General features: G+C 44.4%; 12 protein-coding genes. All 12 read left to right on the forward strand.

Annotation, left to right across the window (positions count from 1 at the left end; all coding sequences use genetic code 11):
• Positions 1-11 precede the first annotated feature (11 nt).
• The 12 genes from AC1RM2_RS18775 (at position 12) to AC1RM2_RS18830 (ending at position 13,186) form a co-directional block, all read left to right on the forward strand.
• A complete protein-coding gene (locus tag AC1RM2_RS18775) occupies positions 12-1,121 on the forward strand; it encodes a glycoside hydrolase family 43 protein (RefSeq protein WP_492986701.1) in 1,110 nt (369 codons plus the stop codon).
• Between the two features lie 89 nt (positions 1,122-1,210).
• Positions 1,211-2,833: a GH35 family beta-galactosidase gene (locus tag AC1RM2_RS18780; RefSeq protein WP_492986702.1), complete on the forward strand. Its 1,623-nt coding sequence runs from the start codon at positions 1,211-1,213 to the stop codon at positions 2,831-2,833.
• A gap of 215 nt (positions 2,834-3,048) precedes the next feature.
• The gene (locus AC1RM2_RS18785; protein ID WP_492986703.1) at positions 3,049-3,621 is read left to right on the forward strand and encodes a Crp/Fnr family transcriptional regulator; all 573 of its coding nucleotides are present in this window, start codon (positions 3,049-3,051) and stop codon (positions 3,619-3,621) included.
• A gap of 109 nt (positions 3,622-3,730) precedes the next feature.
• Positions 3,731-4,249: a YceI family protein gene (locus tag AC1RM2_RS18790; protein WP_492986704.1), complete on the forward strand. Its 519-nt coding sequence runs from the start codon at positions 3,731-3,733 to the stop codon at positions 4,247-4,249.
• A gap of 29 nt (positions 4,250-4,278) precedes the next feature.
• Positions 4,279-4,497: a tautomerase family protein gene (locus AC1RM2_RS18795; protein WP_090641102.1), complete on the forward strand. Its 219-nt coding sequence runs from the start codon at positions 4,279-4,281 to the stop codon at positions 4,495-4,497.
• Positions 4,498-4,501: 4 nt separating this feature from the next.
• Entirely contained in the window at positions 4,502-5,236 is a 735-nt protein-coding gene (locus AC1RM2_RS18800; RefSeq protein ID WP_274211410.1) for an SDR family NAD(P)-dependent oxidoreductase, read from the forward strand.
• A gap of 73 nt (positions 5,237-5,309) precedes the next feature.
• Positions 5,310-5,690, forward strand: coding sequence for a nuclear transport factor 2 family protein (locus tag AC1RM2_RS18805; protein WP_492986705.1), 381 nt, complete (start codon positions 5,310-5,312; stop codon positions 5,688-5,690).
• Between the two features lie 9 nt (positions 5,691-5,699).
• Complete coding sequence (locus AC1RM2_RS18810) at positions 5,700-6,788, forward strand: NAD(P)H-dependent flavin oxidoreductase (protein ID WP_492986706.1); 1,089 nt, start codon at positions 5,700-5,702, stop codon at positions 6,786-6,788.
• A gap of 4 nt (positions 6,789-6,792) precedes the next feature.
• Complete coding sequence (locus AC1RM2_RS18815) at positions 6,793-7,632, forward strand: SDR family oxidoreductase (protein WP_492986707.1); 840 nt, start codon at positions 6,793-6,795, stop codon at positions 7,630-7,632.
• Between the two features lie 244 nt (positions 7,633-7,876).
• Complete coding sequence (locus tag AC1RM2_RS18820) at positions 7,877-8,458, forward strand: RNA polymerase sigma factor (protein WP_492986708.1); 582 nt, start codon at positions 7,877-7,879, stop codon at positions 8,456-8,458.
• Positions 8,459-8,536: 78 nt separating this feature from the next.
• The gene (locus AC1RM2_RS18825; RefSeq protein ID WP_492986709.1) at positions 8,537-9,688 is read left to right on the forward strand and encodes a FecR family protein; all 1,152 of its coding nucleotides are present in this window, start codon (positions 8,537-8,539) and stop codon (positions 9,686-9,688) included.
• A 228-nt stretch (positions 9,689-9,916) separates the two neighbouring features.
• Positions 9,917-13,186: a TonB-dependent receptor gene (locus AC1RM2_RS18830; RefSeq protein ID WP_492986710.1), complete on the forward strand. Its 3,270-nt coding sequence runs from the start codon at positions 9,917-9,919 to the stop codon at positions 13,184-13,186.
• The last annotated feature ends 9 nt before the right edge of the window (positions 13,187-13,195 follow it).

Consider the following 13,195-nt stretch of genomic DNA (forward strand, 5'->3'; position numbering starts at 1 on the left):
ACCAAACGCCAATGAGCAAGCAATTTACCACCGTAAAATTAATTACTACGCTTTTTATAGCCGCAGGCATGTTAAGTGCATGCGACCCTCCCACAAAAAAGGCCGCCGATGCAGACAGCAGCAAAGCTGATACCGGCAAAAAGGTAAAATTCCTTTCGCAACCGCTTATCAGCTCCATTTACACCGCCGATCCATCGGCGCATGTGTTTAATGGGAAAATTTATATTTATCCATCGCATGATATCAATGCGGGTATCCCCGAAAATGACAATGGCGACCATTTTGCCATGAAAGATTATCATATTCTTTCGATGGATAGTATTGGTGGTAAAGTTACCGATAACGGGGTAGGGTTTGATATTAAAGATATTCCCTGGGCCGGCCGCCAGCTTTGGGCGCCCGATGCCGCGTATAAAAATGGCACCTATTATTTATACTTCCCGGTAAAGGATAAAAAAGACGTTTTCCATATCGGCGTGGCTACCTCGGCCAGCCCCATTGGGCCGTTTAAGGCAGAGCCTGAACCTATTGCCGGAAGCTACAGCATTGATCCGGCTGTATTTACCGATACCGACGGTAAAACCTACATGTATTTTGGCGGTATCTGGGGCGGACAATTGCAGCGCTGGTCGACCGGAAAATATGAGGCAGATGGCTCAAAAACCGATTCGAAACAGGAAGATGCCCCGGCCATCAGTTGCCGTGTAGCCCTGTTAACACCTGATATGAAAAGCTTTGACGGTGCGGTAAAGGATGTTGTTATTTTAGATAGCCTGGGCAAACCGTTATTAACTAAAGATCATGACCGACGGTTTTTTGAAGGCTCATGGATGCACAAATACAATGGTAAATATTATTTCACTTACTCAACAGGCGATACCCATTTGCTTTGCTACGCGATAGGCGATAAACCGATTGGGCCATTCACCTACAAAGGCGTATTTATGAAACCGGTACAAGGATGGACTACCCATCACTCCATTATCGAAATAAAAGGCAAATGGTATATATTTTACCATGATACCCAAATATCGGGTAAAACCCACCTGCGTAATGTAAAGGTGACGGAGCTGCAGCATAATACAGATGGCTCTATTAAACTAATCGATCCATTTTTGTAAACCGGCGAGATTGGTAGGGTTTGCTGTTTTCAATTAGAGCCAGGGTATCGGGACTTAGTTTCTGTTCAACCTTAATTAATACAATTGCCATGAAGTATTTCGTATTCATTTTGTATTGTTTAATCGCTTTTGAGGTTAAAGCGCAAAACAGCAGCCCGGCAATGCCGCAAATTAAATACTGGGGTGATAATGCCGAATTGCTTGTTAATGGCAAATCCTTACTGATGACTGCCGGGGAATTAGGAAACTCAAGCGCTTCAAGCACGGTTTACATGGCCCCTATCTGGCCCAAACTCAAAAAAATGCACCTGAATACCCTGATAGCCCCGGTATATTGGGAGTTGATGGAGCCAAAGGAAAGCGTATATAACTTTACGCTGGTTGATTACCTTATAAAAAGCGCCAGGGAACATCAAATTAAATTGGTATTACTTTGGTTTGGCACCTGGAAAAACAGCATGAGCTGTTACGCACCCGCATGGGTTAAAACAGATCAAAAGCGGTTTCCACGTGTGCAAAACAGCGAAGGCCGATCTGAGGAGATCATTACTCCCTTTTCTGAAAACGCATTGAAGGCAGATTGTAAAGCTTTTGCCGCACTTATGCAGCACTTAAAACAAACGGATAGCCGGCAGCATACCGTGGTAATGATACAGGTAGAAAATGAAATAGGTATGCTGCCCAGTGCCCGCGACCATTCAAAGCCGGCTGATGCGGCTTTTAGCCAGGCTGTTCCGGAAAAGCTAATCGCTTATTTGAATTTACATCGGGATAAACTGGTACCCGAATTTCAAAAGGCCTGGGAGGGCAATGGCTATAAAAAAGCAGGTAATTGGGAAGCTGTTTTTGGTAAAAGCGCGGCTACCGATGAAATGTTTATAGCCTGGTATTTTGCTACCTATGCTAATGAGGTGGCTAGGGCAGGCAAGGCGGTTTACCCGCTGCCAATGTATGTAAACGCTGCCCTTAACGCGCCCGGTAAGCAACCCGGGCAATACCCAAGCGGTGGCCCGCTGCCGCATTTAATTGATGTTTGGAAAGCCGCCGCCCCGGATATCGACCTGCTTTCGCCCGATTTTTATAACCCCAATTTTAAGTATTGGAATGACCGCTATACCCGGCCGGATAATGCCTTGCTGATTCCCGAACATCGTTTTGAAGAAGGCGTGGATGCAAAAGCGTTTTACGCAATTGGGCACTACAAGGCCCTGGGTTTTTCTCCTTTTTCTATTGAATCAGGCAAAAGGTCCGAAACGGAATCGTTGGGCAAATGCTATGATATCATCAACCAGTTATCGGGCGAGATCAGCAAAGCCAAAAAACAAGGTTTGATGGAAGGGGTGTTGTTAAGTAAGACTGCGGATACGGTTAAACTGGAAATGGGCGATTATATATTAACCGTTGCGCACGATTTAACCTTAGGTTGGTCGCCAAACGCCAAAGAAGCAACATGGCCGCTAACGGGTGGCATCATCATCGCTTTATCAAAAGATGAGTTTTACGTAGGCGGTACCGGGCTGGTAATAAGTTTTAAACCCAAAAATCAGGCGCAGCGGACAGGTATACAGAGTGTTGATGAGGGCCATTTTGTTAATGGTAAATGGCAGGCAGGCCGTCGTTTAAACGGCGATGAAGACCACCAGGGCCGGCACCTCAGGATCCCGACGGGCGAATATGGCATCCAGCGTATTAAGCTTTATAGTTATGAATAAGCAGCGAAATCAATTATGACCTTTACTTCACGCGAAGACACTAAGAAGCAAAATAAATGGCTTGTTTTTCCTCAGCACCTTGTATGAGAAACTATAAACGGTGGCTATATAACAGAAGATTTCAAAAGTTATTCCCTGAAGCACATTGCCAGCTGATTTGGAATTTATAATTAATTCCTAACTTTAAATTGTTAGCGCATCAGTTATAACTGCCAATGGAAGCCAAAGAAATTTTAAAAGCCCATGTAGCTAAAATAGCCACGTTGACCGACGCGCAGTTTGACTATTTCTTTTCGCATTTTAAACAACAGCGTTTTCAAAAAGGGCAGGCCCTTATTACCGGGGGTGATAAGGTAGATTGCGAATATTTCGTGCTATCCGGCTGCTTAAAATCCTTCTTTATCAACGACGATCTCAAAATGTTTATCCTGCAATTTGCCATGCCCACCTGGTGGGCATCAGATTATAACGCGTTATATAACAATACCAAGGCTACCATCAACGTAGATTGTATTACCGATGCAGTAGTGCTCTGTCTTAGCAATGACGATAGGGAGAAGCTATGTAATGAGCTCCACAATGCCGAACATTTTTTTAGGTGGAGGACTAATAAAGGATACGTGGCTGCTCAAAAAAGGCTGTTATCGTTCATGAATAATAATGTGAAATACCGGTATGAAGAGCTTTTGAAGCTTTATCCGGAGCTTTATAATATTGTCCCTAAAAATCTGATTGCAGCATACTTAGGTGTCTCGAGAGAAACCCTGAGCCGGCTTTATAACACTTGAAAGTGATGTATATCACATAAATATCGATTCATTTTAAATGTGATGTAGGTCACACGGGCCCCTGAAATTTCCTGCCGTACTTTGTTGTGTAATTAAAAACACAAATAAAATGGAAACTCAAAAATTTGAAATCGTAAGTACCCAAAGCAATATTGATTGGGTGGGCCGTAAGGTAACAGGGGCACACAATGGTACCATAGCCGTTAAAGAGGGTGAATTTATTTTAAACGATGGTAAACTTGCCGGTGGTAAATTCACTATCGATACCACATCCATCAAAATACTGGATGTAACAGACCCAGCAACAAATGCGCAGTTTGCTGGTCACCTGGCTTCTGATGATTTTTTCTCAATTGAAAAATATCCCGAAGCAACTTTGGAAATTACTTCAGTTTCAGGTAACCATGTTGAAGGTAATCTGACGATCAAAGGCATTACACATCCTGTTGGTTTTGATGCAGCGATCAATGTAAATGGCGATCTGTTAACCACTACCGGAAAACTGGTAATTGACCGTACTAAATATGGAATAAAATTCCGCTCAGGTAATTTCTTTAAGGATTTGGGCGATACGCTGATTTATAATGATTTTGAACTGAATGTAAATGTAACCGCTAAAGCTGCCTGAAATGCAGTTTTAGCATAAAAATTAAAACCATGCCATACGTAAAAATTGAAGTAACCCGTGAAGGCGTTACAAGAGAACAAAAACAGCAACTGATAAAAGGGGTTACCGATCTGTTGAGTGATGTATTGAACAAAGACCCGCAATTAACCTTTGTAGTTATCCAGGAGGTTGACCTTGACAACTGGGGCCATGCCGGAGAGCAGGTATCTGTGTTGAGAGAAAGAGGCATAACTGCTGATAGAAAATAAGAAAATGAAGAAGCAAACAATAATAGTTACAGGTGCCTCATCTGGCATAGGTAAAGAAGTAGCCCGCCACTTTTTGGCCAACGGCGACAATGTAGTGATCAATTCGGCAACTGCCGAAAAATTAGAACAGGTTTACCAGGAACTGGGCGGTGGCGAAAACCTGGCTATGGTAGCCGGTGATGTGAAATACAAAAGTACCGGGGAGAAACTCCTGGCAATCGCACTTGAAAAATTTGGCTCGGCAGATGTACTGGTGAACAACGCAGGCATCTATGAAACCAGGCCCTTCCTTGAAGTGGATGAAGCCTACCTCGACCGCTTTTTGGATACCAACCTGAAGGGTACATTCTTCACCACCCAGGCTGTTATTCCGCAAATGCTTAAACAGCGTGATGGGGTAGTTATCAATATCGGCACACCGCTGGTAGTCCATGCTCTTGGAGGTGCTCCCTCCACCGCACCCGTTGCATCAAAGGGGGCAATCCATTCGCTCACCTTACAACTTGCGGCCGAATTTGGCAAAGATAACATCAGGGTTAATACAATTGCGCCTGGCGTTATCCGTACACCTATGCACGGCGCCGAGGTTGATAAAGGCGCGGGATTGCACCTGGTGAACCGCGTTGGCGAGGTGGAAGATATCGCTCAAATGGTTTATACCGTTGCTAAAAGCAACTTTATAAACGGTGCCATCATCAACGTAGACGGTGGTATGGGAGCCGGTCACAATTTGAATTAATATGAAAACGCTTTTATTGACCGCTTTTTTGTCATGCACCTTGCTGGTATTAAAAGCGCAAAATTCAAAGAAAATGGAAACTAATAATCAAGATTCATTAGCCATCACCCAGGTGCTGGAAAATTATTACTTCAAAGGCATCTACGAAGGTGATATTAATACACTGAAACAGATTTACAATCCCGGCACTTTATTATTCGGCGATGTTAAGGGGCAGCCATATGCCAAAACGCTCGATGAATATCTGGATGGCGTCGCTCATCGTCAAAGCCCGAAAGATTCCGGCAAGCCTTTTAAGGGGACAATCATCTCAATTAATGTGGTCAATTCAATAGCGGTGGCCAGGGTGCATGTTAAAATGTACGATTTTAATTATGATGAGTTCCTGTCGTTTCATAAAATTGATAACTGCTGGCTTATCGTTAATAAAATGATTAGCGATGTAGCTCAATAAATTTTAAAGATGATGTGGTACCAAACAAAAGCATCCCAAATACTGGGTATCCAATACCCTATCCTGCAAGGGCCGTTCGGCGGCAACCTGTCGTCTGTTGAGCTGGTGTCAACAGTATCTAACGCCGGCGGGCTTGGTGGTTACGGAGCTTACACGTTAAGTCCGCAGGAAATAATCGAAGTAGATAAGCAAATCAAAACGGCAACCAATAAGCCCTACAATATTAACCTGTGGGTTTCGGATACAGATGCCGTGAACGGTACTGTTTCGGACGAGCAGTTTAAACAGGCCGAAGAATTATTCAAGCCTTATTTTGATGAGCTGGGAATCGCCTTGCCCGAAAAGCCTGCGGTGTTTACATCCCGTTTTGAAAACCAGGTAGAAGTGATCCTGCACCGGAAGCCGCCGGTATTTAGCTTTATGTTTGGCATCCCATCTGCCGATATTCTTGAACAATGCCGCCGGCTGGGCATTGTTACCGTAGGCGCGGCAACTACGCTGGATGAAGCCATAGTGCTGGAATCAGCCGGGGTCGACCTCATTATCGCTTCAGGTTTTGAAGCCGGTGGGCACCGGCCATCATTCCTGGCGGCTGCAGAATCATCTACCACCGGGACTTTTGTTTTGCTTCAACTGATTAAGGAGAAGGTAAAAAAACCGGTTATAGCTGCAGGTGGTATTGCCAATGGAAAAGGTGTTGCCGCCGCGTTGGCACTTGGAGCGGATGCCGCACAAATTGGTACCGCGTTCCTGGCAACCGATGAATCGAATGCTACTGCAATCCACCGGCAAATGCTGTTTTCTGATGCGGCTAAGTACACCACCTTATCGACGGCATTTACCGGGAGGTTGGGCAGAGGCATAACCAGTCGCATTGCAAAAGACCTGGTGCATAAGGAAAAAGGTTTTCTTCCCTTCCCGCTACAAACACAGTTTATGTCGCATTTACGCAAAGCCGCTATCGAACAGGAAAAATGGGATATGATCATGTTCTGGGGCGGGCAGATAGCGCCGTTGCTGAAACATCCAAAGGCCGCCGAACTGATGAAGTCTATATTGGAAGAAACCACAGTGTATTTTGACCATTTAAAAGCATAATATCATGAACATTTCAAAAGTATGGTATGTAACCGGGGCCTCCCAGGGATTGGGGCTGACCCTCGTAAAAAAACTGCTTGATCGCGGTTACCGCGTTGCCGCAAGTTCCCGCGACGCCAGGGCGTTAAGTCAGGCAATTGGGTTGGTAGACAGGGAGCGTTTTCTTGCGCTGGCTGTTGATTTAAATAACCCGGATTGTATTGATGAATCTGTACAGCAAACGCTGGCCGCATTTGGGCGGATTGATGTAGTAGTTAACAATGCCGGCTACGGAATGGCCGGAACCGTGGAAGAAATAGCCGAACAGGAGATCAGGAATATTTTTAATGTTAACGTGCTGGCAACCATAAATGTGGTACGGGCGGTACTGCCGGTAATGCGTAGTCAAAAATCGGGCTATATTATAAATATCGGTTCGGTGGCCGGTTTTGTGGGTGCCCCAGGCTGGTCTGTTTATTCGGCCACCAAAGCTGCGGTGGCCGCTTTTTCGGAAGTGATTGCGCTTGATGTAAGAGAATTTGGAATAAAGGTTACGGTAGCCGAACCATCAGGCTTCCGCACAGGTTTTTTAACCAAAAACTCACTTTCCCTAACAGTCAGCAAGATAGAAGGCTATGAAGCCGTAAGAAATACGCAGGACCGTTACCTGTCCATGAACGGACAGCAGGCCGGGGATCCAGATCGCGCCGCGGAGATATTTATTGAATTAGCCGAAACTCCGCAGCCGCCGATGCACCTGTTTCTGGGGAACGATGCCTATAATAGGGCATCAGAAAAACTGGCCGCCATGTCTGCAGAATTAGAACAGTGGAAATCCACAACTATCGCGGCCGATTTTAAATAACAATACTACTTAACTACAATTTTTTGTTTTAAAGCAATATCCGGTTCCAGTTTCATTTCTCATCTGGTGATAGAGTGGAATACTACTTACTACTTTAAGCCAGGCGTTTGTGAAAACCGATAGGTTGAGCCTTGCCGGCATGGAAAAAAAGAACCTTCTTGTAAAAAGACGGGGAAGGTCACGATGGTTTACACGTATTGCAATTTTTGTAAAAAATGCATTACATTCGTTAATTAAACCAGTTATGCCCCTAAAACGGTTGCTTATTGACCAGGAGTTGATAGCGTTGTTAAAAAACGACGACAGGGAGGCCTTTGCCGAAATTTATAAACGGTACTGGACAGTAATGTATATGCATGCGCTGAAAATGCTTCGGGACGAAGATGACGCCAGGGATATTATACAGGAAACTTTCACTTCATTATGGCTCAAAAGGGAATGCATAAGTTCAGACGCTAATTTAGCCGGTTATCTTTTTATATCGACAAAAAATAAGGTGCTTGACCTGGTTGCGCGAAAGCGGGTACGGTTGGATTACCTCGATTCGTTAGCCGCCTTTGCCGAAGCAAACAGCAACCAGACACTGGAGCGGATAGAAGAAAAAGAAATAATGGAAGCGCTGGAAAAAGAAATTGCGCGGCTTCCCCTCAAAATGAAGCAAATATTTGAAATGCGGATCCATCAGCATTTCACTTATAAAGAAATTGCCGACGAACTCGATATATCCGATAAAACGGTTAAAAAACAAATCAGCAACGCTATCAGGATAATCAGGCCTAAGCTTAATCATCTTTCGGCAATCGTTTTAATATTGTCAGGATTATAATTTTTTCACTTTTTTTTTCATTTCATCTACTACTTCCTCCCTGGCTGGCCGTTTCATTAATAACAGCCAGAATAAACCATGACCAGGGAACAAGCACAGGAACTATTAACTAAACACCAACTCGGCACCTGTACACCAGAAGAGCAGCAAATGCTGGATAGCTGGTATTTGAATGAAGCCGCTAAGCAGCCTGCGCCCAACGGCCCTGCCGATCCGTTAATAGAAGAGGAGTTGATATGGAACAGGATAGTTGATGAAATTTCCGAACCTGCCAAAATCCGGTACTTTAAAAAATGGTACTCCATTGCTTCGGCTGCTGCCATCCTTGTTTTTGTTTCATTTGGTGCATACCTGTTTATTAAAAACCGGCAGGCCCCTAAACAGCTTGTCCATCAGTCTAACCCTAAAAATGATATTTTGCCGGGTGGCAACAAAGCTATCCTGACCCTGGCCAATGGCAAACAGATTACCTTAACCGGCGCCCGCAACGGAACCCTTGCCGTACAGGGCGCGGTAGCAATTAATAAAACCGCCGACGGAAGAATTGTTTATGATTCATCCGAAAAATCAGCATCTGATGATGTAAAGTTAACTGCGTACAACACCATGACTACGCCCCGCGGCGGCCAATATTGGGTTGTTTTGCCCGACGGCAGCCGGGTGTTGTTAAATGCGGCTTCTTCGTTAACCTATCCAACCATATTTAACGGCAACGAGCGTAAAGTTGAACTTACCGGCGAGGCTTATTTTGAAGTGGCGCATAATGTGGCCAGACCGTTCAGGGTTTACAGTAAATCGCAAATAGTAGAGGTGCTGGGTACACATTTTAACATCAATACCTACGATGATGAGCCGGCCGTTAAAACCACGCTGCTTGAAGGGAGGGTAAAAGTAACTTCAACCACTAAAAATCAAACCAGAATTTTGCAGCCGGGCCAGCAGGCCTTATTAAATGCACTGGCATTTAATGTAAGCGAAGTGGATGTAGACGAGGCCACTGCCTGGAAAAACGGGTTGTTTGTATTTGAAAGCAATGATATACAACAAATTATGCGGATGGTATCCAGGTGGTATGATGTAGATGTGGCATACGCGGGTACCTTACCAACCGACAAATTCAGCGGCTCGGTATCCAGGTTTAGCAATGTATCTGAAGTGCTGAACACGCTGCAACTTACCCGGAAAGTGCATTTTAAAGTATCGGGTAAAAAAATATCCGTATCAGAATAAATTACAACCAAGCCAATAAACAACCAATATTATAATCTAAAAAACCGAGAAAAAAATGAAAAGAAAACTACGAACGTAACCCTGAAAACGGGACTTAAAAAAAACGTGAAAGTGTACCACCACTTCCACGCCAAAAATTTGAGTTAACCCGTTAATCTGTTCGCCGTTCCGGCGGATAGAAAAATTATTTGTCAATAAATCTTGTTTTAACCCAAACTATTCAAAAGTATGAAAATATCTACTTTTAACATAGGTATGCCCAAACTATGCATACCTCAAAAGTTATTATTAGTTGTGAAAATAACTGTACTCCTTTTTTTTGTCGCTATTATGCATGTCAGCGCTTCATCTTATGCGCAAAACATTAATCTTTCGGCAACAAACGCACCATTAAAAAAACTCTTTAAAGAGATCAGAAAGCAAAGCGGCTACAACTTTATTTATACCGAAGGTATGATGAAGGATACCAGGCCGGTTAACATTCATGTTAGTAATGCTTCTATCGATGTTATCCTCGATAAGGTATTTCATGATCAGCCGCTTTCCTACACCATCAGTAATAACACCATTGTAATTAAGGAAAAGGATAACCAGGAAACCAGTAATGCAATAATAACCATTACAGGTACCGTTAAAGACGAAAAAGGCGAACCTTTACCCGGTGTTACCGTTGCGGTTGAGGGCGTTGCCAACGCCACATCAACAGATTATAATGGTAAGTATACCATTAAGGCAGATGCCGGGCAAACCCTGGTATTCTCTTTTATTGGTTATAAAACTGTAAAAAGGCTTATCAATAACGAGTCGCTAATAAATATCTCTTTAGAGCCGGCATCCAGGGATTTGACAGAGGTGGTTGTGGTTGGCTATGGTACCCAAAAACGATCAGATATAACAGGCGCTGTTGCATCAGTGCCCAAGGCCCGTTTATCGGAGTTACCGGTTACCAACGTACTGCAGGCTTTAGAAGGAGCAGTTGCAGGCGTTACCATAACCAATACATCGTCTGTACCAGGCGCGGTGCCCGGCTCAATTGTAAGGGGGCAAAACTCTATCAACGCAGGCACCGGCCCGTATGTTGTTGTCGACGGTATCCCGCTGAGTAAAACCGGCGGTTCGCTTAACGATATTAATCCCAATGATATCGCTTCGATGGAAATATTAAAGGATGCATCGGCAGTGGCCATTTACGGAACCAATGGCTCCAACGGGGTTATCCTGATCACTACCAAAAGAGGGAACAGCGGCAAACCCGTTATCCGTTATAGCGGTTATGCCGGTATAGAAAATCTTGCGCATATCCTGGAGCCGCGCGACCCGGCATCTTATATTCAAAAGTATGCCGATTACCTTTCGCAAACAGGCCAAACACAAACCAGCCCGGTGCCAAACAGCTCCGAGCTGCCTAATTACCAGGCAGGTAAAACCATTGATTGGGTTAAAGAAACTACCCAGCAAGGGGTAATGCAAGATCATAACCTCAGCGTTTCTGGTGGTAGCCCCGATGTTAAATATTTTATATCGGGCGATTACATGAAGCAAAAAGGCGTGGTAAAAGGTTACCAGTATAACCGGGTAAGCATCCGCTCAAACCTTGATGTGAATGTTACCAATTTTTTAACTGTTGGTATGTCATCCTTTTTTTCCAACAATAATTACGATGGCGGCAGGGCCAACCTGTTATTCGCTACAGCCATGAGCCCCTATGGTAATTTATATAATGCCGATGGTACTTATACCATTTACCCTATGGCGCCCGAATTGTTGTATACCAATCCCTTATTGGGTTTAACTACCGACCAGGTAAACCGCAGTGTGAACTTAAATGGCAACGGCTACGCCGAGATTAAATTTGGCGGCGTACTTAAAGGGCTGAAATACCGGGTAAATGCCGGTTACACCTATTTGCCAACCCGTGTTGATAGCTACAGCGGCCGTTTGGCAAATACGCCTTTAGGCTCGGCCAGCGCTGCAAGCTCCGAAACAACGGCCTATACTATTGAAAATCTGTTGTACTACAACAAGGACATCGGCAAGCACCACTTTGATTTTACGGGTTTATACAGCGCGCAGCGCCGCAGGTATTTTACTTCGACAGCCGCCGCTACTGGTTTCGTAAACGATGAACTTTCATTTAACAATATTGGTGCAGGCGCAACGCAAACCTCGTCGTCATATTCAGACAGGTATGCGCTTAACTCGCAGATGGGGCGTGTCAACTATTCCTATAATAGCCGTTACCTGTTCACTGTTACCGCCCGCCGCGATGGATCGTCGGTTTTTGGCGCTAATACTACCAAGTATGGTGTGTTTCCATCGGCAGCCCTTGGCTGGAACATTAGCCAGGAAGACTTTTTGAAGGATTCAAAAATAGTTAGTAGCTTAAAGTTGAGGGGCTCATACGGAAAAACCGGTAACGAGGCCATTAGTGTTTATCAAACCATCACCACAGATGGTACTGTGCGGTCGCCGTTTAATGGGGTAAGCACTATTGGGGTACAGGCCAGTAACCTGGGTAATGCCAACCTGCTTTGGGAAACCACGGTGGGAACCAATATCGGGGCCGATTTCTCATTATTTAACAGCCGAATTAACGGATCGGTTGATGCTTACAAAACGCGCACATCTGGGTTGCTGTTAAAACGGAGTTTGCCGGCAATTACCGGTTATTCATCAGTATGGGATAATATTGGTAAAGTGGCCAACAAAGGCCTCGAGGTTACCCTGAATACAAAAAACATTGATGGCAGGGATTTTCGTTGGGAATCAAACATTGTATATGCCATCAACAGGAATAAAATTGTGAGCCTTTATGGCGACGGGAAAGATGATATAGGCAACAGGTGGTTTATAGGTAAGCCTATCAGCGTAATATATGATTACAAAATGACCGGCGTTTGGCAAACAGGCGAGGATGCCTCCAAACAAGACCCGGGAGCAAAACCAGGCGACCTGAAATTTGCCGATACCAATGGCGATGGCAAAATTACTTCCGATGACAGGGTTATACAGGGGCAAACTACGCCAAAATGGACCGGTGGTATCACCAATGCCTTTCACTATAAGCAGTTTAACCTGAGCATATTCATACAAACAGCACAAGGCATGCTTAAAAACAATGCCGATTTAAACTATGCTGATGAATCGGGCAGGAGGAATACACCGGCGGCCATAGAATACTGGACACCATCAAATGGCAACAATTCGTTCCAGTCTTTATCTTATACCAATACCCGGGGCTATGGCTATCCGCGTGATGCCAGCTATACCCGTATTAAGGATGTAACATTTAGCTATGTTGTACCGCAGGTACTGTTAGATAAAGCGCACTTAAATGGTTTAACGTTTTACGTAAGCGGCCGAAACCTGCACACTTTTACCAAGTGGATTGGCTGGGATCCTGAAAATAATTATTCGACCAGGGGATCTGGCGACTGGACAAACAACTATCCAACTACCCGCACATTTGTTTTTGGTGCCAACATCTCATTAAAATAAACTGATAAA

Source organism: Mucilaginibacter sp. GW822-FHT03E02, from assembly GCF_058801545.1.

Bases quoted from the DNA above. Each gene is read 5' to 3' on its own strand.
- AC1RM2_RS18790 (WP_492986704.1), top strand. From the start codon at position 3,731: ATGGAAACTCAAAAATTTGAAATCGTAAGTACCCAAAGCAATATTGAT.
- AC1RM2_RS18785 (WP_492986703.1), top strand. From the start codon at position 3,049: ATGGAAGCCAAAGAAATTTTAAAAGCCCATGTAGCTAAAATAGCCACG.
- AC1RM2_RS18830 (WP_492986710.1), top strand. From the start codon at position 9,917: ATGAAAATATCTACTTTTAACATAGGTATGCCCAAACTATGCATACCT.
- AC1RM2_RS18820 (WP_492986708.1), top strand. From the start codon at position 7,877: ATGCCCCTAAAACGGTTGCTTATTGACCAGGAGTTGATAGCGTTGTTA.
- AC1RM2_RS18825 (WP_492986709.1), top strand. From the start codon at position 8,537: ATGACCAGGGAACAAGCACAGGAACTATTAACTAAACACCAACTCGGC.
- AC1RM2_RS18815 (WP_492986707.1), top strand. From the start codon at position 6,793: ATGAACATTTCAAAAGTATGGTATGTAACCGGGGCCTCCCAGGGATTG.
- AC1RM2_RS18795 (WP_090641102.1), top strand. From the start codon at position 4,279: ATGCCATACGTAAAAATTGAAGTAACCCGTGAAGGCGTTACAAGAGAA.
- AC1RM2_RS18805 (WP_492986705.1), top strand. From the start codon at position 5,310: ATGGAAACTAATAATCAAGATTCATTAGCCATCACCCAGGTGCTGGAA.
- AC1RM2_RS18775 (WP_492986701.1), top strand. From the start codon at position 12: ATGAGCAAGCAATTTACCACCGTAAAATTAATTACTACGCTTTTTATA.
- AC1RM2_RS18800 (WP_274211410.1), top strand. From the start codon at position 4,502: ATGAAGAAGCAAACAATAATAGTTACAGGTGCCTCATCTGGCATAGGT.
- AC1RM2_RS18780 (WP_492986702.1), top strand. From the start codon at position 1,211: ATGAAGTATTTCGTATTCATTTTGTATTGTTTAATCGCTTTTGAGGTT.
- AC1RM2_RS18810 (WP_492986706.1), top strand. From the start codon at position 5,700: ATGATGTGGTACCAAACAAAAGCATCCCAAATACTGGGTATCCAATAC.